The sequence below is a fragment of the Streptomyces sp. 8N114 genome (assembly GCF_052245835.1).
In the GTDB taxonomy this organism is placed as follows: domain Bacteria; phylum Actinomycetota; class Actinomycetes; order Streptomycetales; family Streptomycetaceae; genus Streptomyces.
Window position 1 is genome coordinate 257,149 of the sequence record NZ_JBQQBT010000008.1, and the last position, 24,079, is coordinate 281,227.

The 24,079-nt window shown below is 70.2% G+C and carries 24 protein-coding genes and 1 pseudogene; 13 read left to right on the top strand and 12 right to left on the bottom strand.

Going from position 1 to position 24,079, the window contains the following annotated elements; translation table 11 throughout:
• Nucleotides 1-230: 230 nt before the first annotated feature.
• The 3 genes from ACTWQF_RS19745 to ACTWQF_RS19755 are packed head-to-tail and all read right to left on the bottom strand — an operon-like array spanning nucleotide 231 to nucleotide 3,516.
• Nucleotides 231-1,184 (bottom strand): carbohydrate ABC transporter permease, encoded by a 954-nt coding sequence (locus tag ACTWQF_RS19745; RefSeq protein WP_443280889.1) that lies wholly within the window; start codon nucleotides 1,182-1,184, stop codon nucleotides 231-233.
• A 12-nt stretch (nucleotides 1,185-1,196) separates the two neighbouring features.
• Nucleotides 1,197-2,207, bottom strand: coding sequence for a carbohydrate ABC transporter permease (locus tag ACTWQF_RS19750; protein ID WP_443280890.1), 1,011 nt, complete (start codon nucleotides 2,205-2,207; stop codon nucleotides 1,197-1,199).
• Nucleotides 2,188-3,516 (bottom strand): ABC transporter substrate-binding protein, encoded by a 1,329-nt coding sequence (locus ACTWQF_RS19755; RefSeq protein WP_443280892.1) that lies wholly within the window; start codon nucleotides 3,514-3,516, stop codon nucleotides 2,188-2,190. Before ACTWQF_RS19755 ends, ACTWQF_RS19750 begins: the two co-directional genes overlap by 20 nt.
• Nucleotides 3,517-3,780: 264 nt before the next feature.
• On the opposite strand from ACTWQF_RS19755, the gene ACTWQF_RS19760 reads away from it, so the two are divergent.
• The 3 genes from ACTWQF_RS19760 (at nucleotide 3,781) to ACTWQF_RS19770 (ending at nucleotide 7,404) form a co-directional block, all read left to right on the top strand.
• Complete coding sequence (locus ACTWQF_RS19760; RefSeq protein ID WP_443280893.1) at nucleotides 3,781-4,887, top strand: LacI family DNA-binding transcriptional regulator; 1,107 nt, start codon at nucleotides 3,781-3,783, stop codon at nucleotides 4,885-4,887.
• A gap of 232 nt (nucleotides 4,888-5,119) precedes the next feature.
• The gene (locus ACTWQF_RS19765; RefSeq protein WP_443280894.1) at nucleotides 5,120-6,322 is read left to right on the top strand and encodes an ABC transporter substrate-binding protein; all 1,203 of its coding nucleotides are present in this window, start codon (nucleotides 5,120-5,122) and stop codon (nucleotides 6,320-6,322) included.
• 155 nt (nucleotides 6,323-6,477) lie between these two features.
• Entirely contained in the window at nucleotides 6,478-7,404 is a 927-nt protein-coding gene (locus ACTWQF_RS19770; protein WP_443280974.1) for a DUF5996 family protein, read from the top strand.
• A 476-nt stretch (nucleotides 7,405-7,880) separates the two neighbouring features.
• Here ACTWQF_RS19770 and ACTWQF_RS19775 read toward each other — a convergent pair whose 3' ends face one another.
• Nucleotides 7,881-8,396, bottom strand: coding sequence for a DinB family protein (locus ACTWQF_RS19775; protein ID WP_443280895.1), 516 nt, complete (start codon nucleotides 8,394-8,396; stop codon nucleotides 7,881-7,883).
• Nucleotides 8,397-8,573: 177 nt separating this feature from the next.
• On the opposite strand from ACTWQF_RS19775, the gene ACTWQF_RS19780 reads away from it, so the two are divergent.
• A complete protein-coding gene (locus tag ACTWQF_RS19780; protein WP_443246933.1) occupies nucleotides 8,574-8,909 on the top strand; it encodes a YnfA family protein in 336 nt (111 codons plus the stop codon).
• A 266-nt stretch (nucleotides 8,910-9,175) separates the two neighbouring features.
• Here the strand turns inward: ACTWQF_RS19780 and ACTWQF_RS19785 are convergent, their stop codons facing one another.
• Nucleotides 9,176-9,487: a hypothetical protein gene (locus ACTWQF_RS19785; protein ID WP_443280896.1), complete on the bottom strand. Its 312-nt coding sequence runs from the start codon at nucleotides 9,485-9,487 to the stop codon at nucleotides 9,176-9,178.
• 250 nt (nucleotides 9,488-9,737) lie between these two features.
• Here ACTWQF_RS19785 and ACTWQF_RS19790 point away from each other — a divergent pair, with 250 nt between their 5' ends.
• Nucleotides 9,738-10,808 (top strand): helix-turn-helix domain-containing protein, encoded by a 1,071-nt coding sequence (locus tag ACTWQF_RS19790; protein WP_443280897.1) that lies wholly within the window; start codon nucleotides 9,738-9,740, stop codon nucleotides 10,806-10,808.
• Between the two features lie 433 nt (nucleotides 10,809-11,241).
• Nucleotides 11,242-11,697 (top strand): GNAT family N-acetyltransferase, encoded by a 456-nt coding sequence (locus ACTWQF_RS19795; protein ID WP_443280975.1) that lies wholly within the window; start codon nucleotides 11,242-11,244, stop codon nucleotides 11,695-11,697.
• Between the two features lie 60 nt (nucleotides 11,698-11,757).
• On the opposite strand, the gene ACTWQF_RS19800 is transcribed toward ACTWQF_RS19795, so the two are convergent.
• Entirely contained in the window at nucleotides 11,758-11,952 is a 195-nt protein-coding gene (locus ACTWQF_RS19800) for a DUF1059 domain-containing protein (protein WP_443280898.1), read from the bottom strand.
• 101 nt (nucleotides 11,953-12,053) lie between these two features.
• The gene (locus ACTWQF_RS19805) at nucleotides 12,054-12,326 is read right to left on the bottom strand and encodes a hypothetical protein (protein WP_443280899.1); all 273 of its coding nucleotides are present in this window, start codon (nucleotides 12,324-12,326) and stop codon (nucleotides 12,054-12,056) included.
• Nucleotides 12,327-12,451: 125 nt separating this feature from the next.
• On the opposite strand from ACTWQF_RS19805, the gene ACTWQF_RS19810 reads away from it, so the two are divergent.
• Complete coding sequence (locus ACTWQF_RS19810; RefSeq protein ID WP_443280900.1) at nucleotides 12,452-13,066, top strand: TetR/AcrR family transcriptional regulator; 615 nt, start codon at nucleotides 12,452-12,454, stop codon at nucleotides 13,064-13,066.
• 137 nt (nucleotides 13,067-13,203) lie between these two features.
• Here ACTWQF_RS19810 and ACTWQF_RS19815 read toward each other — a convergent pair whose 3' ends face one another.
• The gene (locus ACTWQF_RS19815; RefSeq protein WP_443280901.1) at nucleotides 13,204-13,926 is read right to left on the bottom strand and encodes a spermidine synthase; all 723 of its coding nucleotides are present in this window, start codon (nucleotides 13,924-13,926) and stop codon (nucleotides 13,204-13,206) included.
• 112 nt (nucleotides 13,927-14,038) lie between these two features.
• On the opposite strand from ACTWQF_RS19815, the gene ACTWQF_RS19820 reads away from it, so the two are divergent.
• A complete protein-coding gene (locus ACTWQF_RS19820; RefSeq protein ID WP_443280902.1) occupies nucleotides 14,039-14,848 on the top strand; it encodes an SGNH/GDSL hydrolase family protein in 810 nt (269 codons plus the stop codon).
• Nucleotides 14,849-14,864: 16 nt separating this feature from the next.
• Here the strand turns inward: ACTWQF_RS19820 and ACTWQF_RS19825 are convergent, their stop codons facing one another.
• Nucleotides 14,865-15,584, bottom strand: coding sequence for an ArsR/SmtB family transcription factor (locus tag ACTWQF_RS19825; protein WP_443280903.1), 720 nt, complete (start codon nucleotides 15,582-15,584; stop codon nucleotides 14,865-14,867).
• Between the two features lie 186 nt (nucleotides 15,585-15,770).
• Complete coding sequence (locus ACTWQF_RS19830; protein WP_443280904.1) at nucleotides 15,771-17,243, bottom strand: GMC family oxidoreductase; 1,473 nt, start codon at nucleotides 17,241-17,243, stop codon at nucleotides 15,771-15,773.
• Between the two features lie 209 nt (nucleotides 17,244-17,452).
• Here ACTWQF_RS19830 and ACTWQF_RS19835 point away from each other — a divergent pair, with 209 nt between their 5' ends.
• Complete coding sequence (locus ACTWQF_RS19835) at nucleotides 17,453-18,370, top strand: NADP-dependent oxidoreductase (RefSeq protein ID WP_443280976.1); 918 nt, start codon at nucleotides 17,453-17,455, stop codon at nucleotides 18,368-18,370.
• Between the two features lie 83 nt (nucleotides 18,371-18,453).
• On the opposite strand, the pseudogene ACTWQF_RS19840 reads toward ACTWQF_RS19835, so the two are convergent.
• Nucleotides 18,454-18,672 (bottom strand): annotated as a pseudogene (locus tag ACTWQF_RS19840) (aldehyde dehydrogenase family protein); the annotation flags it as partial.
• Nucleotides 18,673-18,941: 269 nt separating this feature from the next.
• Between ACTWQF_RS19840 and ACTWQF_RS19845 the strand changes: the two are divergent.
• Nucleotides 18,942-19,991 (top strand): cation diffusion facilitator family transporter, encoded by a 1,050-nt coding sequence (locus tag ACTWQF_RS19845; protein ID WP_443280905.1) that lies wholly within the window; start codon nucleotides 18,942-18,944, stop codon nucleotides 19,989-19,991.
• Nucleotides 19,992-20,143: 152 nt separating this feature from the next.
• On the opposite strand, the gene ACTWQF_RS19850 is transcribed toward ACTWQF_RS19845, so the two are convergent.
• Nucleotides 20,144-21,202 carry an aldo/keto reductase gene (locus tag ACTWQF_RS19850; RefSeq protein WP_443280906.1) on the bottom strand — a complete coding sequence of 353 codons (1,059 nt, stop codon included), beginning with the start codon at nucleotides 21,200-21,202 and terminating at the stop codon, nucleotides 20,144-20,146.
• 204 nt (nucleotides 21,203-21,406) lie between these two features.
• Here ACTWQF_RS19850 and ACTWQF_RS19855 point away from each other — a divergent pair, with 204 nt between their 5' ends.
• From ACTWQF_RS19855 to ACTWQF_RS19865, 3 genes are all read left to right on the top strand, one after another.
• Nucleotides 21,407-22,441: a YncE family protein gene (locus tag ACTWQF_RS19855; RefSeq protein ID WP_443280907.1), complete on the top strand. Its 1,035-nt coding sequence runs from the start codon at nucleotides 21,407-21,409 to the stop codon at nucleotides 22,439-22,441.
• A gap of 123 nt (nucleotides 22,442-22,564) precedes the next feature.
• Nucleotides 22,565-22,735 (top strand): 50S ribosomal protein L32, encoded by a 171-nt coding sequence (gene rpmF / locus ACTWQF_RS19860; RefSeq protein ID WP_443246947.1) that lies wholly within the window; start codon nucleotides 22,565-22,567, stop codon nucleotides 22,733-22,735.
• Nucleotides 22,736-22,741: 6 nt separating this feature from the next.
• Complete coding sequence (locus tag ACTWQF_RS19865) at nucleotides 22,742-23,923, top strand: GTP-binding protein (RefSeq protein ID WP_443280908.1); 1,182 nt, start codon at nucleotides 22,742-22,744, stop codon at nucleotides 23,921-23,923.
• Nucleotides 23,924-24,079 lie beyond the last annotated feature (156 nt).

The following is a 24,079-nucleotide window of genomic DNA, read 5'->3' on the forward strand; positions in this document are numbered from 1 at the left end:
AGCGCTCCCATAGTTTGTGCGTGGTTTGTGCGGGCACAGCTGTGCCCTGGTTCGTCGAGGTGCCGGGGATCGCGATGTGCCGGGGGTCGAGGGGGAGAGGGGGCAGAGGGCAGAGGGAGAGGGGGCAGAGGGGGGAGGGGGAGCCGTGAGGAAAGCCGCCCCACACGACCTCCCTCACGGCTCCGTCCGTGCGGCGCCGGGTTCCACGCCCCGGGCCGCACGGGATCGGGTCAGCCCTTGACGGCTCCCTGCATGACACCGCCGACGATCTGCTTGCCGAACAGGGTGAAGGCGACCAGCAGCGGCAGGGTGCCCAGCAGGGCGCCGGCCATGATGACGGACTCGTCGGGGATGTACCCGCGGCCGAGGCCCGTCAGCGCGACCTGGACGGTGGGGTTGTCCTGGGTGAGCGCGATGATCGGCCAGAAGAACTCGTTCCAGGCCAGTACGAACGTCAGCATGCCCAGCACGGCCATCGCGGGCCGTGCCACGGGAAAGACGACGTGCCACACGATCCGCAGGCTGTGCGCGCCGTCCACGCGCGCGGCCTCGATCAGCTCGGTCGGCAGCGCGTTGACCAGATACTGCCGCATGAAGAAGACGCCGAACGCGTTGACCATCATCGGCAGGATCACCGCCTGGAGTTGGTTGGTCCACTCCAGTTCGGCAATCGCCATGAACAGCGGTACGACGCTCAGCTGCGGCGGCACCATCATCGTGCCGATCACCATCATCAGCAGCGCGTTCTTGGCGCGGAAACGGAGCTTGGCGAACGCGTATCCGGCGAGCGTGGCGAACAGGACGGTGCTCAGCGCGATGCTGCCTGCCACGAACGTGGTGTTGAGCAGCGCCTTGCCCATGTTCGCGTCCTGCCACGCAGTGGTCATGTTGGTGAACAGATTGCCGCCGAACCAGAACGGCGGCGGCGTCTCGGCCAGCCGCTGGTTGTTCCGGGAAGCGGCGATGGCCGTCCAGATCAGCGGGAAGAGCGAACCCGCCGTGAAGAGCAGCAGGATGCCGTAGGTGATCCGCCCCGCGTGCAGATGGCGGCCGGCACTGCCGGCCCTCCGGGTGCCCCTGCGGGGAGCCGGCCCGGTGGCCTTGTCGGCGGCCGCTTCGGTGGTGGTCCCGGCGGCCGTCGTGGTAGCCGTACGGGTGCGGCGCTGGGCCGTGGTCGGCAGCATGTCCCGCCCCCTTCAGTGGGTCTTGGTGAGACGTCGGGCGATCAGCCAGTTGACCAGGCCGATCACGATGAGGATCAGGAACATCGTCCAGGCGATGGCGGAGGCCCGGCCGAGCTGGAAGTCGAACCAGCCCTGTTCGTACAGATAGAGCCCCAGCGTCTGGTACTGGTGCGAGCCGCCGCCGGTCTGCGAACCGCCGAACAGCAGCGGTTCACCGAAGAGCTGGGTGGCTCCGATGGTGGAGACGACCACCGTGAACAGGATCGTCGGCCGCAGCGAGGGGATGGTGACGTGCAGGAACTGCTGCCAGCGGTTGGCTCCGTCCAGCGCAGCGGACTCGTACAGGTCGTCCGGGACGGCCTGCATGGCGGCGAGGTAGATCAGCGCGTTGTAGCCGGTCCACCGCCAGATGACGATGGACGAGACGGCCAGCTGCGAGGTCCAGGTGCCGTTCTCCCAGTCGATGTGATCGACGCCGATCAGCCCGAGCCCCCAGTTGATCATCCCGTAGTCGCGGCCGAACAGCATCGTGAACACCAGCGTCGCGGCGGCGACCGAGGTGGCGTACGGAGTGAGCATGGCGACGCGGAAGAACGTCGACCCGCGCAGCTTGTAGTTGAGCAGATGGGCCAGGCCCAGGGCCATCAGCAACTGCGGCACCGTCGACATCACGCCGATGGTGAAGGTGTTCTGCAGCGCGTTCCAGAAGAAGTCGTCCTCCAGCAGCCGGGAGAAGTTGCGCATCCCGACCCACTCCATACGCGTGGGGTCGTGCAGCGAGACCCGGTGCAGCGACGCCCAGCCCGTGTACAGCAGCGGGAAGAGGCCGAAGGCGGCGAAGAAGAGGAAGAACGGTGCGATGAAGGCGTAGGGGCTCCACCGGGCGTCCCACCGGTGGCGGCGCCCGCGGGGCCCCTCGGAGCGCTCGCGGCGCCCTTCGGAGCGCTTGCGGTCGCCGTCCGCCGGAACGGGACGCCCGGCTGCCCGGACGCGGGGGAGTGGCTCAGTCCTCGACGACGTCATCGATCTTCTTCACCGCGGCGTTCCAGCCCTCCTCGGGCTTCTTGCCCTGCTGTTCCACCTGGAGGATGCCGATGTCCGAGATGGTCGTCTTGATCACTTGGTCTTTCGGGCCGAGCGGGATGGTGGGAATGCCCTCGGCGGCCTTGGAGAAGATCTCTCCGATGGGTGCCTGGTCGAAGTACGGGTGCTTGGCGCCCTCGACCTTGGGAAGCGCGTAGGCGGTCTTCGAGCTGGGGAAGCTGGCCTGCTTCTCGAACAGCCTGGCCTGTTGCTCGGGCGCGGTGAGCCACTTGGCGAGCTTGACGGCTTCCTTCTCGTTCTTGCCGCCCTTGGGGACGGTCAGGAAGGAGCCGCCCCAGTTCGCGGGCTTCGGCGCCGCTGCCACATCCCACTTTCCGGCGCCCTTGTCGCCGGCCTTCTCCTTGATGTAGCCCAGCATCCAGGGCGGGCAGATGACGCTGGCGAAGTCGCCGTTGGCGTACGCCTGGTCCCACTCCTTGTCGAACTGCTTGAGCTTGCCGGTCATCTTGCCCTTGACGGCCCGCATGGCCAGGTCCCAGGACTCGCGGACGGCCTTGCTCTTCTTGTAGATCAGCTTGCCGTCGGCGTTGTAGTACTTGACCGGGTAGCTGGAGACGGCCCCGTTGTACAGACCGGCGGCGCCGTCGGTGAACGCGGTGCCCTTGGGCGCCGACTTCATGTACTTCTCGCCGGTGTCGACGTACTTCTCCCAGTCGCCCGACCACAGCTTGCCGACCTCGTCCCGTTCGGTGGGCAGCCCGGCCTTCTCGAACAGGTCCTTGCGGTAGCAGACGCCCATCGGGCCGATGTCCGTGCCCAGGCCGACGACCTGGCCGTTCTCGGCCTTCGCCTGGTTCCACTTCCAGTCCAGCCAGTCGGACTCGCGTACTCCGTCGACCTTGGCCATGTCGACGAGCTTGTCCGAGTGCAGACCGGCGACCTCGCTGATGTTGTCGACCTCGACGGCCTGGATGTCGCTCAGCCCACTGTTGGCGGAGAGGTGGTTGAGCAGTGCCGGGTAGTAGTCCTCGTTGCGTTCCGTCGAGTTCTCTTTGATCCGGATGTTCGGGTGGAGCTTCTCGTACGCGTCGTAGAGGCCGGCCTGTTTGTAGCCGAAGACGCCGAACACCCCCACCGAGACGGTGGTCTTGCCGTTGCCGCTGTCGGAGCCGCCGCTGTCCTCGGCGCACCCGGCGAGTAACCCAGCCCCCAGCACGGCCGCGAGGCCGTAGGTGACGGGCCGGCTGCGGAGTGGGCTCCGCGTGGTTCTCTTCCTCGTCGTACGCATGGCTGTGCCGTCCCTCCCGGACCCGCGTGAAGCAGGAAGCCGCTCCCGGCGCAGCTGTGATGTGGGAGCGCTCCCATCGATGCGTTGCAGCATGCGCGAGGGGAGGCCGCACGTCAAGAGATACGCCAAGGGAGCGCTCCCGGAGCCGAATCGGTCCCGATGTAGTTCAATGGGCCCGTCACGCAAGAGCGACCCACGGACGACGGCGCCCACCAGGGCGGGAACCGCGCCCGCCAGGGCAGGGGAGAGAAGGAGGACGCGTCCATGCCAGCAGCCCGCGCGGAAGGCGCCGGGAGGCCCGGGCCGGTGAAGTCCGGCCCCACCCTGGAACAGGTCGCCGCGCGTGCGGGCGTCGGCCGGGGGACGGCCTCCCGGGTGATCAACGGCTCCCCGCGGGTCAGCGAGCGCACCCGTGCCGCGGTTCAGGCCGCCGTGGCCGAGCTGGGCTACGTCCCCAACCGTGCAGCCCGGGCGCTGGCCGCCGGAAGCATGGACGCCATCGCCCTCGTCGTACCCGAAGGGGAGAACCGGCTCTTCGCAGAGCCCTACTTCTCCGAGATCCTGCGCGGAGTGAGCACCGAGCTCGGCGACACGGATATGCAGCTCCTGCTGACCCTCATCCGCGACCAGCGGGGGCGCGAACGCTTCGCGCAGTACGCCGCGGCACACCGCGTGGACGGCGTACTGCTGGTGTCGGTGCACGGTGACGATCCGCTGCCCGACCTGCTGCGGGACGTCGGTATGCCCGCGGTGCTCAACGGCCGCCGCTCACACGCCGAGCGACTGTCCTACGTCGACTCGGACAACCTCCTCGGCGCCCAGATCGCCGTCGAGCATCTGCTCGGTCGGGGGCGCCGGAAGGTCGCCACCATCACCGGACCGCTGGACATGTACGCGGCCCGCTGCCGGCTCGACGGCTACCACGAAGCGCTCCGCGCGGCAGGAGGGACGAGCGACCGGCCGGACGAACGCCTCGTCGTACAGGGCGACTTCACCGAGGAAGGCGGGCACCGCGGCATGCTGGAACTGCTGAGGCGGGACCCGGAGGTGGACGCGGTCTTCTGCGCCTCTGACGTGATGGCCGCCGGTGCCCGGCTGGCGCTGCGGGAGGCCGGGCGGGACGTGCCGGGGGACGTGGCGCTCGTCGGGTTCGACGACTCGGCGGTAGCCCGGCACATGGATCCGCCGCTGACGACCGTACGGCAGCCGATCGAGGAGATGGGGCGCGCCATGGTCCGGATGCTGCTGGACCTGATGGCCCGCGCCCAAGAGGACACCGGGGAGCAGTACAGCGCCGACGGCCGGGACGGTACGCCCGACCAGTCCCGCCTGGTGCTCCCCACGGAACTGATCCGGCGCGGCTCGTCCTGACAGACGACGCAGGCCCCCTGGGCGATCGCGGCCACCGGACCCGGAGTCCTCGCCGGCTGTCCATGGCTGTCCCGTGTAGGGAGCGCTCTCACCTGGCGAAGCAGTATGTCCCTCCCAGGGCAACTCCACAACGTATGCGGGGATTCACCCCGTAGAGCCCGCACTTGTGGGCCTGCGACGCGTTGTTCCCTGCAGCGGGTTTCCAAAGAGCGGCAGGAGAGCGGTGGTGGCCATGGCCGGGGCAGCGACGCGGGTGTGCATCGGTGTGGTGGCACCACTGACCGGGCGGCTCGCACCGCTGGGCGAGCCACTGTCGTTCGCCGTACGGTCGTCGGCGCGCAGGATGGTGCGCCTCCACAACAGCGGCCGCGCCTACGACGTACGGATCGCCGTACGCGACAGCCGCTCGCTCCCTGAGGGCGCTCGCCAGGCCGTACGCGATCTGGCCGACGACGAGCGGGCGAACATTGTCCTCACCATGGCCGGCACGCAGGTGCTGCCGGCCGCCGCCGACGCCTGCGAAGAGCTCGGGGTGCCATGCGTATCGACGACCTTCCCCTGGCAGGCGTACGGATACGCGCGCGGGGGCGACCCGCTGCGCACCTTCCGGTGGACTTACCACTTCGCCTGGGGGCTGGACGACATCGCCGGCGTCTTCGCGGACATGTGGGAGCGGCTGGGGGTGCGGCGGACCGTCGGCTGCCTGTGGAACGACGACCTGCAGGGACGGCTGCTGCGCCACGAACGGTTCGGCTTCCTCCCGGCGGCTCTCGCACGCGGCCACACTCTCGTCGACCCCGGCGGCTACCGCGAACCGGCAACCGGCTTCGACTCCCACCTCGCCCAACTGCGCGAGCAAGGCGCCGAGATCCTCACCAGCGCCGCCACCGCGGCGGACCTCGCGCTGTTCCTCCGCCAGGCCCGCACCACCGGGCCGGTACCGCGGCTGATCACCTGTTCGCGCTGGCTGACATACCCGCACACTCTCACCACGCGCGCCCGGGAGGCGCACGACGAGTTGGCCGGGGCGAAGGTGGCAACCCTGGTCTACTGGAGCCCCGAGCACCCCTACCGCTCCAGTCTGGACGGAACCACCTGCGCCGAGCTGGCCCGCGCCTATCAGAAGGAGACCGGGCAGCTCTGGCTCCAGCCCCTCGGCCTGGCCCACGCCCTCCTGGAGGTCGCCCACCACGCGCTGGCCGCCGCCGCAGACCCCACCGACCGCGCGGCCGTCGCCCGTGCGCTCGCCAAGACCCGCACCGACACCGTTGTCGGCACCCTCGACTGGACCCAGGGACCCACACCGAACGTCGCCCTGATTCCCCTGGCCGGAGGCCAGTGGCAGCGGGGCCCGCACGGTCCCCGCCTCACCCTCGTCACCAACACCCGGGTCCCCGCCGTCCCGCTCACCGGTGACCTCGTCCCGGCGCACTGAGCCGAACCGTCACGTTGCGCCCGCGAGAGAATGCGGAACGTCGTCGGTCTGCCCGGCTCTCACGGCCCGGAGCTCTCGAGTTGTCGGCCCGCCGGACCGGGCCCACCATCGGGGGGAGGGCGGCGAAGGAGGCGGCGGTGGCGGAACAGATGACGATGCGCTCACGCAGCGCGTGGCCGAAGCTGCGGGTGGCGGACTGGACCGGGACCCGCGACACCCTCCATATGTGGACGCAGATCGTCGGCAAGATCCGCCTGGCCCATGCTCCCCTGGTCAACCACTGGTGGCAGGTGACGCTGTACGTCACCCCACGAGGGCTCACGACATCGACGATCCCGTACGGCACCGGCGCCTTCGACATCGAGTTCGACTTCATCGACCACCAGCTCCACATCCGCACCAGTGAGGGAACCGCACGCCGGCTGGAACTGGAGCCCAAACCCGTCGCACAGTTCTACGACGAGACCGTGCGGGCCCTGCACGAGCTGGGCGTCGAGACCCCGATGCAGCCGTGGCCCAACGAGGTGGAGCAGGCGATCCCGTTTCCCGAGGACACCGTCCACGCCTCCTACGACCCGCAGGCAGCCCACCTGTTCTGGCGTCAGCTCCTCCAGGCCCACCGGGTGCTGGGACAGTTCCGCGCCCGCTTCGTCGGCAAGGTCAGTCCGGTGCACTTCTTCTGGGGCGCCATGGATCTGGCCTGCACCAGATTCTCGGGCCGCCCGGCGCCGACCCATCCGGGCGGGGCGCCGCACTGCGGGGACTGGGTGATGGTGGAGGGCTACTCCCGGGAGTTGAGCAGCTGCGGCTTCTGGCCCGGCGGCGAGGAGGGCGCCTTCTACGCCTACGCCTATCCCGAGCCGGACGGCTTCCGGGACCATCCCGTCCTTCCGGCCGACGCCTTCTACAGCGAGCAGAACGGCCAGTTCCTGCTGCCCTACGAAGCAGTACGCACCGCCGACGACCCGGATCGCGTACTGACCGAGTTCCTCCAGACCACCTATGAGGCAGCAGCCGAGCACGGCGGCTGGAACCGCGCCGAGTTGGAGGACGACCCGCACCGGTGGGACCGCCGCCGCTAGAGGTTGTCCGGCGCCTCTTGCGTACCCCGCATGGGGGGCTGCCGCCCCGTCAGGGGCGCGGGGAACTGCTCCCCCAGCCTCCGGCCGGGAGGTGCCCCCACCAGCCACTACGTACCCGCAGCCCGCGAGCATCGGGCAGGGGCACCCCCTACCCGAGTCCGCCCCGTGCAGGTTTCGCCGCCGTGGGCTCCGGGTGGAATCGCAGTCCCGCGTCGAGCACGGCGGCGAGCGCCCGCCAGCCGTCCCGGTCCCGCCGCGGCGGCACCGCCAGTTGCGTACCGGCATCCGTCAGGGGCCGCCCGCACTCCGGACACGGTGCGGGTGACCCGTTGCGCTTGTAGGACGCCCGGCAGTCCACGCACACATGATGGGACCGCCGCGTCGCCGGATTTCCGTACGCCATCCCCCGAAAGTACGCCGCACGCCCGCGCCCCCGACACCCGATTTTCCTCGCGGGCAAGCGGGAGGCCCGTCGGTCAGGCGCCGGTGGCCCCGTCGATGCGCTCGCGGAGGAAGTCGGCGTGACCGTTGTGGCGGGCGTATTCGGTTGCCATGTGGGTGTAGATCCACCGGAGGCTCACCTGACCGCCCATGAAGGGGGCGGTGTCGTCCAGTTGCCGGGTGGCACAGTTGGCGCGGGCCTGAGCGATCTCGCTCTGCCAGGTGGCGTGGGCGGTTGCGAACGAGATCTCGTCGGAGAGGCCGAAGCCGTCGTCGTGACCGCTGGAGTCGGCTGACCGGGGCGGGTAGATGGGCGGAACGTCCTCTTTCATCAGCACGCGGCGGAACCAGTTGCGTTCGACCTCGGCCATGTGCTGGACCAGGCCGAGCAGGGTCATCGGAGAGGGCGGGACGGAGGTGCTGCGCAGCTGCTCCTCGGTGAGGCCCTCGCACTTGATGGCCAGCGTCGCCCGGTAGAAGTCCAGCCAGCCTTCCAGAGTCGTGCGCTCGTCGGCGTCGAGGGGCGGCATCGGCCGTTCAGCAGTCGTCATGGACGCGATCCTGCCAGCACGGTGTGACAACGCCCCTCGAGTGGCATCCGCAGTCCGCTCCCGAAGTGTCGGCCGTCGACGTCGGTCCGCATCGCGTGCGTCTCAGAAGCCGGACACTGCCCCGGCACGGCATGCTGGAGACGACTCCCTGCCCCCGTCCGCCGGAAAGACCTCGCTGTGCTTGTTGCCCGCTCCATCGCCCTGTTCGCCGTCGCCGCTCTCTTCGAGATCGGAGGGGCCTGGCTCGTCTGGCAGGGCCTCCGGGAGCACAAGGGGTGGCTATGGATCGGTGCGGGCGTCATCGCGCTCGGCCTGTACGGAGTGGTGGCGACGTGGCAGAGCGACGACAACTTCGGGCGCATTCTCGCGGCGTACGGAGGGGTCTTCGTCGCCGGGTCGATCGCGTGGGGCATGGTCGCCGACGGCTACCGGCCCGACCGCTTCGATGTCATCGGCGCGCTGATCTGCCTCGCCGGGATGGCAGTCATCATGTACGCACCCCGCGGACACTGAACCGCTGACCGGGCCGTCGGCGGACACGGGACATCGCCGGGCGGGCGGGAGCGCGCCACAGCGAAACCCCTGCCGTAGCGAGACGACAGGGGCGGTACGTCAGGGGCAGTACTCAGGGACGGGGTGCCATGCGGCGACGGAGGCGGGGGAAGAGGGGGACGGAAGACCGGCGGGGAGGCGGGGGAAGAGGGGGACGGAAGACCGGCGGGGAGGCGGGGGAAGAGGGGGACGGAAGACCGGCGGGGAGGCTGGGGCGGGCGGACGGTTCAGCTGGCGAGCGGCGTGTCGTCGCCGTTCGTATCTGTCGTGTCGGACAGCTGCGTCGGGTCGCCGCCGTGGAACTCCGGGTCGATCGCGTTCGCCGCTCCCAGAGCTGTGAGGATCCAGGCGTCTTCCCGAGTCCGGAGTCGCGCGGCCTCGCGATGGGCCAGCGCCGCTTCCAGTTCGTCCAGCGCGGTGTCGAGCCGGGCGCTGTCCTTTCCGGCCGCTGCGTCGCGGACGCGCTGCCGTGCTTCGTTCACGCCCGCGTTCGCGTCCTCGTACAGGGCGTCGAGCTCGGATTGTTTCGGGTCAGCCATGTGTCCAGCGTACGCGCCGCGAATCTTGGCAGTCGCGCGGCCACGGTTGCGGAGGTTCCAGCCGTTGTACTTCGCCCAATTGCACGGACGACGCCTGGCCTGGCGGCGGTTCGGCCGGTCTCTGCGTACCGGTCTCTGCACCGGAGAGTGCAAGGGCGTGACCCCCTGCGGACCGCGGACCAGCCGTGTCCTGCGGCAGCAGCGTCGCGTGACAGTAGTCAGGCGGGCACCGGTCTGATAGGGGTACCGCATGGATTTCCAGGAGAAGACCGGGTTACCGCGTGCTCAGGACGTCTCCGAGTTCCTGGAGTGCCTGCGGCAGCTCAAGGAGGCGTCGGGTCTTACGCTGCGGCAGTTGGAGGAGCGGGCTGCCGCGGCCGGTGACTACCTTCCGCGCAGCACTCTCTCATCCATGCTCAGCGGCAGGAGGCTCCCCAGGCCCGAGCTGCTTGCCGCGTTCGTCCGCGCCTGCGGGCACGAGGAGCAACTGACGGCGTGGCTCCGGACACGTGACCGCCTCGCCCGGGGCGAGGTCGACGACGCCGCCGGTTCCCCGGGCGGAGCCGATGCGTCCGGTGCCGCCGCCTCCAGCCGGGACGACGGCGCTCTTGCCGATCCCGGCGCTCCCGCAGGCGCCGCCGACGCAACCGCATCGGCCACCGGTGCTCCCCGGATCCGACGGCTGCCGCGGCACTTGCTGCGGCCCCGTCTGCTGGTCCCGCTCGCGGTCGCGGTACTGCTCGCCGCCACGGCCGGAGTGCTCGGCACCCGCGGTGACGAGTCCGGCGGCGACAAGCCCCGGCCCCGCTCGGCGGCTCTCACGGACGCCGCGGAGGACTCCTCCGCCGACGAGACCGGAGCGGCGACCGATGTGCCGCGCGGTGCGGTGCGGCTGCGTCCCCTCTCCGCCCCACGCCTGTGTGTGACCGACGGACACGTCCCGGACAGGCGCTACGACTCGCAGGTCGCCGTGCAACGCCCCTGCGACCGGACACAGCCGCAGACGACCGAGCTGACCCCGGAGCCGGGCAGCAAACGGCACCGCATCCAGTGGCACCACCCCGAGTTCGGCACCGGCTGCCTCAAGGTCCTCGGTACCGGGCCGGCCAAGGATCTGCTGGAGCCCTGGGACGCGTGCGACCGCGCCGACCTCTTCCGCCTCGTACCCGTACGGGGCAAGGACGCGTACGCCCTGCGGACGGAGGACGGCCGCTGTGTCGGTATCGCGCGCCCCGTGACAGCCGAGGGCACGGAGGCTGTCGCCCAGCGCTGCACCTCGGGCCGGCACCAGATGTTCCGTATCGAGCCCGCGAGTGAATGACCGCCTCTCGGCCGCGCTGGTGGGCGCTCGCCCGACTGCGCGGCCCGTTGGTGACCGGTGACCGACGACCGGCCGTCCCTCACCCCCCGTGGTTGAGGGACGACCAGTGGCCCGGCAGCTGCCGCAACGGAGGAAGTACCGCATGGCCCAGATCCTTCGGCGCGGCTCCGGCCGACGGAAGAGCAATGTACTGTCCCGGACGGCGGCCCCCCGTCCCTGCAGCTCAGCGGCGTCTGTACACCTTGTCCCGGACAGGCGGGACAGCGGCCGGCCCCCTTCCCGCTGTACGGGCCGTTCCGAAAGAAGTGGCTTCGCCCGGTGTGATCAACTTAGCCTCGGCGGCGAGCAGCCCAGCTCGCAGAGGAAAGGGCCGGTGCCGCGGCTCCTCGAGGCACCGGACCTCGTGACCCGGAGGTAAGCGAAGTTGAGCAGGTTGACCATCGCCGTGGACGATCTCTCCGGCCCGGAGATAGCCGAGTTCCTCGAAGAGCACGTCCAGCAGATGCGGTCCCTCACACCGCTGGAGAGCAAGCACGCGCTGGATCTCGACGGCCTTCGGAAGCCGGAAGTGACGTTCTGGTCGGCCTTGGAGGAGGACACCCTGGTCGGATGCGGCGCCATCAAGATGCTGGACCCGTCCCACGCGGAACTGAAATCGATGCGTATCAGACCGACCCGGCAGCGAAGCGGGATCGCGTCGATGTTGCTGCGGCACATCATCGCCGAGGCCGAGGGCATGGGTTTCACCCGGCTGAGTCTGGAGACCGGATCGGCCGAGTTCTTCCTGCCGGCGCGCAGGCTGTACGAGAAATTCGGATTCCAGTACTGCGAGCCGTTCGCCGACTACCGGCCGGATCCGAACAGCGCCTTCATGACCAGGACGGTGTGAAGCGGGGCCAGAGTGGGCGAGGGCCCGGACAACCGGGCCGTCGCCCAGAAGAGCGGACGATCAGGCAGTCTGCGGCGTCTTCTCGTCCTTGAGCATCTTGCGCACTTCCTCGCGCAGCTCGGGCGAGTCGGTGTGACCGTGGACGGAAGCCGCGTGTTCAGCGGCGGCCCGGACCACCTCGTCCTCCTCACCGGCAATGGTGAGCGTGCAGTTCGACTCGCTCGGGTAATCCCGGCAGTCCGCTACCTTGCGCATCAAGGGCACCTTCTTCCCCTCTGGCGTGCAGGTACCTCTGTCTTCAGGGTCGCGCGGCGGTCCCGACCAGGCAAACGTCGTACCGGCCCGCCGGTCAGCCCTCAGGGGCGGCCGGCCGCGCGCTTCCTCGCGTAGTTGCGGCGCGCCACCACTGCCAGCAGGGCGGCGCCCGCGAAGCCGACCAGGAGGGTTGCCCACTCGGGCAGATCGGCCGCGCGGAGCAGGCCCGCGACGCCGAAGCTGGTGTCCCACCCGGCCTCAGTGATGGCGGAGCCGAATCCCTGGACGACGAGGATGGTGCCGAACAGCAACAGCAGTCCCTGCCCTGATGTGGTGTCCGGCTTCTTGGATCGGTTCTTCAGCTGGTTCGCCATGGCGAGATGTTTCTCCGGTGTCGGTGCGGCAGTTGTCGGCGCATCGGTTCCGATGCGGTCGCATCACATCCTGCAGGGAGAGTCGATACGATGCAAGTGCATCAGAACGCGGAGAGGAGTGGACCGTGCCCAGGCAGGTCGACTACGAGGACCGGCGCAGAAGGATCGCGGAGGCGGTCTGCACCCTGATCGCGCGCTCCGGCATGGAGGCGGTCAGCCTGCGCGATGTCGCCGCGCAGGCCGACGTGTCCATGGGGGCTGTCCAGCGCAGCTTCCGCACCAAGGAGGAGATGCTTCTCTTCGCGCTGGAACACCTCACCCAGTACGTCAGTGAACGGGCACAACAGCGCATTGCCGCGACCTCCACACCGCAGGCCGCGGCCACCCTGCTGTCCCACACGCTGGCCGAACTCGCCCTCCTGGACGAGGAGTCGAGGCGAGAGGCACACGTCTGGCTGGCCTTTGTCGCCCATGCTCCGGCCAGCGAGAAACTGGCCGCCGTCCTGCACGACACCTACGGCAAGCTCCACGATCTGATCGCCTGGCTTCTCCGGTACGGCCAGGACACCGGAGAGGTCGCCGAACACCTCGACCCCGCTCGTGAAGCACACGCGCTCCTCGCCCTGGCCGACGGCCTGACCGCCCACGTCGTCGCAGGTCACCACTCATCCGCGACGGCGCTGGCCATCCTCCGACACCAGGTCGACCAGCTGCTGGAACCCTCACCCGGCCACGGCTGACCCCCAGCCGGAGCACCGGCCTCCGGCCAGGGCTTTTCCGGCGGATCTTGCGTACCCGGCAGGGGGCTGCGCTTGCCAGCGGAGGGGCGGGCCAAGATCTGCTGGACTCGGCCTGGCCGCGCTCGCGCGCTGCGCGGCTATGCCGCCGGAGTGCGACCCACGTAGACGGTGTTGGCCGAGGTGCCGCCGTGCAAGGGATTGTCGAAGGTGACGGTGTGGGCCCGGGCGCCCGGGAACACTTCGGCGAGGTCGGCGGTGAAACGCTGCTCCGGCGGATCGTCCGACCACAGGGCGAAGACGCCGCCGGGGTGCAGATGCCGGGCGAGGCGGCGCAGACCGGCGGGCTCGTAGAGGGCCGCGTTGCTCGGCCGCAGCACATGCTGCGGCGAGTGGTCGATGTCCAGCAGGATCGCGTGGAAGCGCCGCTGCGGCGCTTCCGGGTCGAAGCCCTCGGGGTCCGCGGCGAGGGCGAAGAAGTCCCCGTGCACCGGACGGAACCGGGTGTCCCCGAACAAGCGGGCGCCCACCGGCACCAGCTGCCGCTCATGCCACTCGATCACTTCGCCGAGTGCCTCGACCACCAGGAGCGAGCGCACCCGAGGGTCTCGCAACGCCGCCTCGGCGGTGTAGCCCAGGCCGAGTCCGCCTACGACGACGTCCAACTCGCCCTGAGGTGCCTCGGCCAGACCGAGCCGGGCCAGCGCGACTTCGCCCTCTGTGAAGAGGCTGGTCATCAGGAAGTCGTCGTCGAGCTTGACCTCGTACACGTCCGCACCGGAGGCAGGGTCCCGACGGCGCCGCAGGCTGATGGCTCCCAGTGGGGTCGGTCGCCAGTCGAGTTCCTCGAATCGTGCGCTCACTCGGCAAACCTACCTTGATCAGGGCCGGTGCCGGAGCACCCCGCAAAGCCCACCGGACGTCCGGTGCACCCCGCTTTCGTACGTGTCGGCCCTCTTTGATGAAATGCGTATCGTGACAGGTGCGACAGGTAAGTGGTCCTCGGATACGGCAACCCCTATCGCCTCGTACGCAGCGATCGGGGACAGCTTCACCGAAGGTGTCGGAGATCCGGGACCCGACGGAGTCTTCGTCGGCTGGGCCGACCGGCTCGCCCTGCTTCTGGCGGGACAGGCCCCCGACGGCTTCCGCTACGCCAACCTGGCCGTACGCGGGCGGCTGTTGGGCCAGATCATCGCGGAGCAGGTGCCCCGCGCCAAGGAACTCGCCCCCGATCTGGTGACGTTCTGCGCCGGGGGCAACGACATTCTGCGGCCCGGCTCGGACCCGGACGCCCTCGCCGAACGCTACGAAGCCGCACTGACCGAACTGCTCACCGGCGTCGGCACCGTGGTGGTGTGCACGGGCTTCGACACCCGCAACTTCCCGCTGTTGCGCCATCTTCGGGGCAGGATCGCCACGTACAACGGTCATCTGCGCGCGGTCGCCGACCGGCACGGCTGCCCTGTGCTCGATCTGTGGTCGATGCGGGGCGTCCAGGACCGCAGGGCGTGGGACGAGGACCGCCTCCATCTGTCTCCCGAGGGACACCGGCGCGTCGCGATGCGGTGTGCCGAAGTGCTGGGCATGGAACCGCCCGCGAGCCCGGACGAGCCCTGGCCGACCGTACCGGGCCCCGCCGCCACCTCACGCCGGGACGATCTGTACTGGGCCCGCCAGTATCTGCTGCCCTGGATCGGCCGTCGGCTGCGCGGCGAGTCCTCCGGCGACAACATCCAGGCCAAGCGCCCCGATCTCCTCCCGCTGCACACCCCGGAGCCGTGACGCGCGGCCGGAGGGTTCACTTCGGCGAAAGGAGCTCGTCCGGCAGGCCGAGGTGGTCGCGGAGGGCGCGCCGGCCTGCGGGCGTGACGGTCACCGCCCGGGTGGTGCCGATACGGGTGATCCACCCCGCGTCGAACGCGTGGCGGCACAGGGCGGCGCCGACGGCGCCTGCCAGGTGGGGGCGGCGTTCGGTCCAGTCCAGGCACGACCGCACCGACGGCCTGCGTGTGCCGGCCGGGACGGCGATGCCCAGTGCGCCGAGCCAGGCGTCACCCTCGCCGGTGAGCCGGAGACCGTTGTCCCAGTCCAGCAGGCCCCGTTCGGTCAGCGCGTCGGTGAGCGCGACCCCGACGGTTCCGGCGAGATGGTCGTAGCAGGTGCGGGCGTGCGCGAGGGCCTGCCGACGGCCGACCGCCGACAGCGTGCGGGGCGGCGTGCGGCGCTGGGGCGCCAGCGCGGCGAGGTTCTCGACCAGCTCGGCGACGTGCGGGTCGGCGAGCCGCACATAGCGGTGCCGCCCCTGCCGCTCCTCGACGAGCAGGTTTCCGCGGACGAGCGCGTTCAAGTGCTCGGTCGCGGTGGAGGCGGCCACCCCCGCATGACGGGCCAGCTCGGTCGCCGTCCACGCGCGGCCGTCGAGCAGGGCCAGACAGAAGCCCGCACGTGTGCCGTCGGCCAGGAGCTTGGCGACGGAGGCCAGGTCGGGGCCTGCTGCGTGGCTGCGCGGGACTCTCATGCCCCGATTATCGCTTGCGTACCCGGCATGCCCTGGGGGTACGTCCCGGACGGAGTCTGGGGGAGCAGACTGCCCAAGCTTCGCAGTGCAGGGGGAGACCTGCCCGTCAGGGGCGCGGGAACTGCGCGACCAGCCACAACCCAGCCGCAGCCGACAACGCTTCGGACAGGGGCACCCCCAGCAGCGTCAGGGTGCGCACAGCTCCGCGAGGGCCATCGTGGTCAGGTTGGTGTTGGCGCTGGGGAGCGTCGGCATGACCGAGGCGTCGATCACGTACAGGCCCTCGGTGCCGTGGACGGCTCCCGAGGCGGAGACGACGGCCTCGGGGTCGTCCGCCGGGCCCGCCCGGCAGGTCCCCGCCGCGTGCTGGTAGCCGGCGACGAGCCGGCGACAGGCGTCCGCCACCGCGTCGTCGTCATCGATGTCCCGGCCGGGAACGCGTTCGCCGCCCAGCAGGCCGACGAGCGGCGGGGCGTCCAGCAGCCGTCGGGCCAGCCGTACGCCTGCCGTCATCTCCCGCAGGTCTTCCTCCTCCCGCAGCAGAGCCGGGTCGATCCGGGGCGGATCGTCCGGACGGGACGAGCGCAGCCACAGCCGCCCGCGTGAGCGCGGACGGAGCACGGCGACGAACACGTTGAGCGTTGCGCCGCCGTCCTCGGTCGCATATGGCCCCTCGGGAAAGATGTGGTGGCCGGGGAGGACGAGGAAGGCCTGGAGCACCGGGTCGGCGGCCCGCACGGGCACGCCCGTGACCGCGTACTCCAGCGTCACCGTCGGATGGTCCTGGAGGTTGCTGCCGACGCCGGGCAGGCCCACAAGCGGATCGATGCCTGTCTGCCGCAGATGCGCGGCCGGTCCGATGCCCGAGCGCATCAGTAGCAGCGGACTGCCGTAGGCCCCGGCGGCGAGGACAACCCGGTCCGCGTGCAGGGCGGTGCCCTCGGTGTCGGCCAGCCGCACACCGGTCGCACGGTGGCCGCGCATCAGTACCCGGTCGACGGTGACACCACCCCGCACCGTCAGATTGGGGCGGGTACGGGCAGCGGCGAGATAGGTGAGCGCGGTGCTCTGCCGCACCCCGTGACGCCGGTTGACCGGCACGGGGCCCGCGCCCAGCCCGTCCGGCGCGTTGTGGTCCGGCGTACGGGTCTGGCCGTCGTAGAAGCAGGAATCCATGAACGCCCGCTGCAACGGGGTCAGCGCTCGCTCCGGATACCGGCCGACGGGCACCGGGCCGTGCGCACCGTGCCAGGGGTGGGTGCCGAAATCCAGGTCCGTCTCGACGCGGCACAGGGAGGGCAGCAGCAGCGGATACGACCACTCGGGCACGCCCTGCCGCGCCCAGAAGTCGTAGTCACCGGGGGTTCCGCGCAGCGCGATCGCGGAGTTGATCGCGGACGACCCGCCCACGAGCTTGCCGCGCGTCAGCTCCACGGTGCGGCCGAGAGCGTCCGGTTCGCTCCGGTAACCCCAGTCGTGCGTGGGGGTCGAGGCGGGGCTCAGTGCCACGTCGTACGGCTGGTCCTCGGCTCGGGAGCCGTAGTCGGGGCCCGCCTCCAGCAGCAGCACCGACCGCGCCGGGTCCTCGCTCAGCCGGTTGGCCAGCACGCCGCCGGCCGAGCCGGCCCCGACGATGATCACATCCCAGCCCTCGGCCATCTGCCTCCTTCTCCGTACGCCCCTTCCGGCCTTCCCCGCAGGGCGCTTCCGGCCGGGGGAACGGTGTTACGTATCACCGCAGTGGGTTAGGGGTGGAGCAGGGGACGCATGCGACTCCTGTGACCCGCGCCAGAGACCGGAATTGATTGACCCGAACTGATCGAAAGGGAGCGACGACCATGGGCGAAGGCCACTCCACCGGCGACACCATGCAGGCCATGACGTACGAATGGTTCGGCGGCACCGAGGTGCTGTCGGCGACGCGGCAGCCGCTGCCCAAGGTGGGGCCGGGGGAGGTCCTCGTCCGAGTGCGGTGCGCGGCGGTCAACCCCGTCGACTGGAAGCTCATGGCGGGCGGGCTGCGGGATCTGATGGACACCGTCTTCCCTGCCGTACCCGGCTGGGACGTCGCGGGCGTCGTCGAGCGGGTCGGCATCGACGCGCCCGAGTTCTCCGTCGGGGACGAGGTGATGGCCTATGCCCGCAAGGACTATGTGCACGGTGGGACGTTCGCCGAGTTCGTCAGCGTGCCCGTACGCTGCCTGGCCCGCCGGCCGTCCTCGCTCTCCTGGGAGCAGGCGGCGGGTCTGCCGCTGGCCGGCCTGACGGCGTACCAGACGCTCACCCGGCTCGGTACCGGCGAGGGCGAGACGGTGCTGATCCACAACGCGGCAGGGGGAGTCGGCTCGCTCGGCGTGCAGATCGCCCGCGCCCTCGGCGCCCGCGTCATCGGCACGGCGTCACCGGCCAACCACGACCGGCTGCGCGAACTCGGAGCCGAGCCGGTCGCCTACGGAGACGGCCTCACCGACCGGGTGCGCGAGATCGCCCCGAACGGAGCCGATGTGGTGGCCGACTTCGTCGGCGGCGTCCTCGACGCCACGCTCGGCGTACTGGCCGAGGGCGGCCGGCACGCCTCGATCGCGGACAACACGGTGACAGAGGCGGGCGGCCAGTGGATGTGGGTACGCCCCAGCAGCGGCGACCTGACCGAGCTGGCCGACCTGGCCGACGCGGGCAAGCTGACGGTACGGGTGGCGGAGACGTTCCCGCTCACCCGGCTGGCCGACGCGTTCCAGCTGAGCCAGGAGGGCCACGTGCACGGGAAGATCGTCGTGACCCCCTGACGGCAATGCGGCACCCGGCGCGGCTCACAGCGGGTGGACCAGGTGACGGTGCCCGCGTCGACCTCGCGGGCGACCCCGCGCCGGGCACTCCACGCCTGGGTCCGCACCGCGGCGGCGAGCCCGTAATCGGTCGCGTTCGCGCGGGCGACCGCCTCGGCCTCGTCGTCTAAGACCTCGAAGGTGGCCACGGGGCCGAACACCTCCCGCCGGACGGAACGGCGCCGCCACGACCTCCACCTCCACGAGGCAGGACCGCACGAACGCGGCCGCGCCACCCCCGGGTCGACCAGCCTGCCGCGCACCAGGACCGCCGCCGCACACCGCGACCTCGGTCACCAACCGGTCGGTATGTATGGCTGGTTCGCGGTCCGCGCTCGGACCCGTGTCCGTCCCGGGGCCGTCGCCGGGCCTCACCGCACCGCGGTACGACGTCGGTCGTGGCCTCCGCCGGAGCCCTCGCACGCCATCCTCCGGCTCCGGGGCGCTGTGAGTAATTGCGAGGGCATCGCAGCTGGTCAGACCCCGTAAGACCGCTGTAGCCGCAATCGGTTTTCTGTGCCACCGTGCCGTCATGGAGGGCAGAGAGCACAACCACACTCACCACCACCGCACGTACGTCTCCCAGCTGCGCCACCAGCTGGCCCACCTGATCACACCGCACAGCCATGAGGCGGCGGACAAGGTGGATGCGGCGATGGAGACCTCTCGGGAGGGGATGCGCACCCTGTGGATCTCGCTGGCCGTCCTCGGTGCGACCACGGTCCTGCAGGCGTTGATCGTCGCCTTGTCCGGCTCGGTGGCGCTGCTCGGGGACACGATCCACAACGCGGCCGACGCGCTGACCGCGGTGCCGCTGGGCATCGCCTTCGTACTGGGACGGCGGGCGGCCAACCGCCGCTACACCTACGGTTACGGCCGGGCCGAGGACCTGGCCGGCGTCCTCATCGTCGCCACGATCGCCGCGTCGGCAGCGCTGGCCGCGTGGGCGGCGGTGGACCGGCTGCTCGACCCGCGGGAGATCACGCACCTGTGGGCGGTCGCCGGCGCGGCGCTGGTCGGATTCGTGGGCAACGAGTGGGTCGCCCGCTACCGTATCCGCACCGGCCGGCGGATCGGATCGGCCGCCCTGGTCGCCGACGGGCTGCACGCTCGCACCGACGGTTTCACCTCGCTGGCCGTCCTGTTGGGCGCGGGCGGCGCCGCGCTCGGCTGGCGGTTCGCGGACCCGGTCATCGGTCTGCTGATCACGGTCGCCATCCTGTTCGTCCTGCGGGACGCCGCCCGGGAGGTCTACCGGCGGCTGATGGACTCCGTCGACCCCGCACTGGTCGCCACCGCGGAGACGGCGCTGCGCGCGGTGCCCGGGGTCCGCGGCGTGGGACAGGTGCGGATGCGGTGGATCGGCCACACGCTGCGTGCGGAGGCCGACATCGTCGTCGACGCCCATCTGACGGTCGTCACAGCCCACGGCCTGGCCGTGGAGGCGGAGCACGCCCTGATCCACGCGGTGCCCCGGTTGACCGCCGCGACGGTGCACACCGACCACACCCCCCTCGGCAGCGACCCGCACGCTCCCCTCGCCCACCACACCGCCCGCGCCCACAGCCCTACGGCTCCGTAAAGTGAGCAGGCCGGGCGATCTGATGTCGTGGTAGGCACGGCCGTACGCTGACCTCGACCCCGGCGGCGCTGGAGAAGATGCTGCACGTCTTCGCCCAGCGCCCCTGATCAGGCTCCTGGGACGGGGCCGAACTCCCGGCGGATTCCAGGGCGTCAGGCTTCTCCGTCCCGGCTGTGGCGGTGCAGCGCGCGGTCCGGGGTTCCGAACCTGTCGGCGGCGAGCCGGGCCTGGTGCCAGTGCGGGTAGATCAGCTCGGGAGCGCTCACCTTGTCGAGCCGTTCGAGGTCCGCCGCGTCGAGGCGGACGTCCACGGCACCGAGGTTGTCCCGCAGCTGCTCGTCGTTGCGGGCGCCCATGACCAGGGTGGTCACCCCGGGCTGCGCGAGCAGATACGCGAGGGAGACCTGGGCGGGTGAGACGCCGTGCGCGGCGGCGATGTCGACGACGGTCCCGATGGTGTCGTACAGCTTCTCCTCGTCCCGTACCGGCGGTTCGTCCCAGTCGGTCAGATGCCTGCCGCCGTCGGCCTGTTGGCCGCGCCGGTACTTGCCGGACAGCAGCCCGCCGGCCAGCGGGCTCCACACCATGATCCCGAGTCCCTGGTCGAGCGAGAGCGGCACCAGTTCGTACTCGGCGTCGCGGGACTCCAGCGAGTAGTAGATCTGGTTGCTGACGAAGCGCTGGTAGCCGTGCGCGTCCGCGACGCCGAGCGCCTTCATCAGCTGCCACCCCGAGTAGTTCGACACCCCGAGATAGCGGACCTTCCCCGTCCGGACCAGGGAGTCCAGCGCCTCCATGGTCTCCTCCAGCGGGGTGAGACCGTCCCATTGATGGACGTGGTAGATGTCCAGGTGGTCCGTGCCCAGCCTGCGGAGGCTGCCCTCGACCTGGTCGATGATGTGATGCCGGGACAGCCCCTGGTCGTTGGGGCCGTCTCCCATGGGCATGCGCACCTTGGAGGACAGCAGGAGACGTTCCCGGCGGCCCTTGACCGCCTCGCCGAGGATCTCCTCGCTGAGCCCGGAGGAGTAGATGTTGGCCGTGTCGAAGACGTTGACGCCCGCGTCCAGGCACATGTCGACCTGACGCCGCGCCCCGGCGACGTCCGTGGAGCCGACGTTCCCGAACACGTCCCGGCCACCGAACGTCATCGTCCCCATCGTCAGGACCGAAACCCGCAGGCCGGAACGGCCCAACTGTCTGTACTCCATCCAAGCTCCCCTGCTCTGTGTGATGGGCCTCCGCCGAGCGGCGGCCGGCACTCGGCGTCTACCACGTGCGCGACCGGCCCATTCGAAGTTCAACCTTCAAGTTTTGCTTTGGTGAGCAGCGGCGCATGCAATTGCGCTTGACGCAATGACACCTTGCAGAGATTGCACTGGATTCAGCTGTCCAGGTGTCGCAGAGTGCTGGTCATGTCCAACAACGACTTCCTGGCCGTTGTGAGCCAGAGCGGGCCCAGCGTCACGTTCTTCTCCGTCGGCCCGTACCGCGAACTCAACAGGGTCGAGCTGCCCAGCGAACCGCACGAGCTCTGCTTCGACCCGGCGCGCCGGCTGCTGTACTGCTCGATCACCTACCGTTCCGGCTACTACCACAGCAACGCGGGACGAGCCCACGAGATCGCCGTGATCGACCCGGACGAACAGCGGATGGTCGATGTCATCGATCTCACCCCGGAGCACGCGCCGCACGGTCTCGTCCTGGACCGCGACCGCGATGTCCTCTACACCAGCGTCGAAGCGACGGACTCCGCTCCCGGCGCGCTGCTCGCCCTGGACCCCGGCTCCCGGAAGGTGCTGCGCCGCGTCCCGGTCGCGGCGCCGGGCCCGCACTGGTTCACGGTGACGCCGGACGGACGGCACGCGTACACGGCCAACAAGGAAGCGCCGTACGTCTCCGTCGTGGAACTGGAGACGGGGCAGCTGCTGGACCGCATCCCGGTGCCGGGCAGCGAAGGCATCGACATCTCGCCGGACGGCCGGTACGTGTTCGTGGCAACCCCGAAAGGCGACTTCTCCGCCACAGAGCCGACCGACGCCGGAATCGTGGTGATCGACACAGCTCAGCAGCGAATCGTCCGCACGCTCCCGACGCAGGGCGTCAACTTCCCCGTCCACACGACGAGTCAGGGCCTGGTGCTCACCGGCGAGCTGCGGATGGCTCCGCCGGGCGCCGGTGGGGGAGGGCTCGGCACCCAGATCAACGGCGTGCTCAACGTCTACTCCCGGCCGGACTCCGGCGCGGAGTTGCTGGGCCAGGTCGAGGTGGGCCGGTTCCCGTTGACCGTCACCTCGTCTCCAGACGGCTCGCTGGCCTACGTCGCCAACGTGCTGTCCTCCACGGTCACAGTGGTGGACCTGCTGGCCCTGCGCCCTCTCGCCACGCTGCCGGTATCCAGCGGCGGAGAGCCGGGCGCACACGGGCTGGCGTACATCCCGGCGGCCTGAGCGCCTCCTTTCGGCCGTCCGCCCCTCAGCCCTTCGGGGCGGGCGCACCCGAATTGCTGATGAAAGTCATTTCCATTAACCTGCCGAGGTCGTCATCGTCGTCACCACACCAGGAGGTTTCTCATGGCCGTGCCCAAGCGGAAGATGTCCCGCAGCAACACCCGGCACCGCCGGTCGCAGTGGAAGGCCGAGACGCCGCAGCTCGTGCCCGTCACGGTCGACGGGAAGGTTCACCGGGTGCCGCAGCGGCTGGTCAAGGCGTACGAGCGCGGTCTGCTGCGGCCGGAGGACTGAGTAACTGTGAGGCGCGACCGGCTGCCCGTCACCGTGCTTTCCGGCTTTCTCGGCGCGGGAAAGACCACCTTGCTCAACCACGTCCTGGGCAACCGGCAGGGCCTCCGGGTGGCGGTGATCGTCAACGACATGAGTGAGGTCAATATCGATGCCGCACTCGTCCGCGGCGGTGAGGCCGCCCTGTCCCGGACCGAGGAACGCCTGGTCGAGATGACCAACGGCTGCATCTGCTGCACCCTGCGCGACGACCTCCTGGAGGAGGTCGACCGGCTCGCGCGCGAGGGCCGTTTCGACTACCTGCTCATCGAGTCCAGCGGCATCTCGGAGCCCATGCCGGTGGCCGCCACCTTCGCCTTTCCGCGCGACGACGGGGCCACTCTCGGCGAGCTGGCCCGGCTCGACACCATGGTCACCGTCGTCGACGCGGCGAACTTCCTCCCCGAACTCGCCGGAGGCGACGGGCTGGTGGAGCGAGGGCTCGACCAGTACGACGGTGACGAGCGGACCGTCAGCGATCTCCTCACGGACCAGGTCGAGTTCGCCGACGTCATCGTGCTCAACAAGCTCGACCTCGTCGACGATGCAGCAGCCGAGCGCTTGCGGGCCGCACTCGCCCGGCTCAACCCCGCGGCCCGGATCGTCCCCTCCCGGCACGGGCAGGTGGACCTGCACGAAGTCCTCGGAACGGGCCTGTTCGACCTCGACCGTGCCTCGCAGGCACCAGGCTGGGTCCGCGAACTCAACGGCGACCATGTGCCGGAGACCGAGGAGTACGGAATCTCCAGCATGGTCTTCCGCTCCGCCCGGCCTTTCCATGCCGGGCGGTTGTGGGAGTTCGTCACCGAAGGACTCGACAGCGGCGCATTCGGCCAAGTGCTGCGGTCCAAGGGCTTCTTCTGGCTGGCCGACCGTCCGCACGTCAGCGGCCTGTGGTCGCAGGCGGGCTCGGTGGCCCGGTTCGAGCCGGCCGGCGTCCGGGACGAGGAGGACCGGGGACAGGAGCTGGTGTTCATCGGCTCCGGGCTGCGCCCCGAAGCGCTGCAAGCGGCGTTGAGCGCCTGCCTGCTCGCCGAGGGCGAGAGCGCTCCGGCCGATGACCCCTTCCCGGAATGGGACACGTACGGCATCGACGATGCCTGCGCCCATGAGGACCACGGTCACGACGACCGTGCGGAGGCGCTCGCCTGAGCCATGAGTCCTGCGGGCCGGGTTCTGGAGCCCGGTCTCGTACGGCCCGCGTCCTGTGAGCGCGGCCAAGGAAATCCCCGGTGCCGCGTTGCGGCCCGGGGATTTCCTTGGCTATGCTCGGAGTTTCTCTGTGTCGAAACACAGAAAAGGCCCTTC

Bases quoted from the DNA above. Each gene is read 5' to 3' on its own strand.
- ACTWQF_RS19775 (WP_443280895.1), bottom strand. From the start codon at position 8,396: ATGACGACTGCTGAACGGCCGATGCCGCCCCTCGACGCCGACGAGCGC.
- ACTWQF_RS19770 (WP_443280974.1), top strand. From the start codon at position 6,478: ATGCGCTCACGCAGCGCGTGGCCGAAGCTGCGGGTGGCGGACTGGACC.
- ACTWQF_RS19800 (WP_443280898.1), bottom strand. From the start codon at position 11,952: ATGCGCAAGGTAGCGGACTGCCGGGATTACCCGAGCGAGTCGAACTGC.
- ACTWQF_RS19755 (WP_443280892.1), bottom strand. From the start codon at position 3,516: ATGCGTACGACGAGGAAGAGAACCACGCGGAGCCCACTCCGCAGCCGG.
- ACTWQF_RS19790 (WP_443280897.1), top strand. From the start codon at position 9,738: ATGGATTTCCAGGAGAAGACCGGGTTACCGCGTGCTCAGGACGTCTCC.
- ACTWQF_RS19830 (WP_443280904.1), bottom strand. From the start codon at position 17,243: ATGGCCGAGGGCTGGGATGTGATCATCGTCGGGGCCGGCTCGGCCGGC.
- ACTWQF_RS19855 (WP_443280907.1), top strand. From the start codon at position 21,407: ATGTCCAACAACGACTTCCTGGCCGTTGTGAGCCAGAGCGGGCCCAGC.
- ACTWQF_RS19835 (WP_443280976.1), top strand. From the start codon at position 17,453: ATGCAGGCCATGACGTACGAATGGTTCGGCGGCACCGAGGTGCTGTCG.
- ACTWQF_RS19760 (WP_443280893.1), top strand. From the start codon at position 3,781: ATGCCAGCAGCCCGCGCGGAAGGCGCCGGGAGGCCCGGGCCGGTGAAG.
- ACTWQF_RS19850 (WP_443280906.1), bottom strand. From the start codon at position 21,202: ATGGAGTACAGACAGTTGGGCCGTTCCGGCCTGCGGGTTTCGGTCCTG.
- ACTWQF_RS19845 (WP_443280905.1), top strand. From the start codon at position 18,942: ATGGAGGGCAGAGAGCACAACCACACTCACCACCACCGCACGTACGTC.
- rpmF (WP_443246947.1), top strand. From the start codon at position 22,565: ATGGCCGTGCCCAAGCGGAAGATGTCCCGCAGCAACACCCGGCACCGC.
- ACTWQF_RS19805 (WP_443280899.1), bottom strand. From the start codon at position 12,326: ATGGCGAACCAGCTGAAGAACCGATCCAAGAAGCCGGACACCACATCA.
- ACTWQF_RS19825 (WP_443280903.1), bottom strand. From the start codon at position 15,584: ATGAGAGTCCCGCGCAGCCACGCAGCAGGCCCCGACCTGGCCTCCGTC.
- ACTWQF_RS19745 (WP_443280889.1), bottom strand. From the start codon at position 1,184: ATGCTGCCGACCACGGCCCAGCGCCGCACCCGTACGGCTACCACGACG.
- ACTWQF_RS19750 (WP_443280890.1), bottom strand. From the start codon at position 2,207: ATGACGTCGTCGAGGACTGAGCCACTCCCCCGCGTCCGGGCAGCCGGG.
- ACTWQF_RS19765 (WP_443280894.1), top strand. From the start codon at position 5,120: ATGGCCGGGGCAGCGACGCGGGTGTGCATCGGTGTGGTGGCACCACTG.
- ACTWQF_RS19785 (WP_443280896.1), bottom strand. From the start codon at position 9,487: ATGGCTGACCCGAAACAATCCGAGCTCGACGCCCTGTACGAGGACGCG.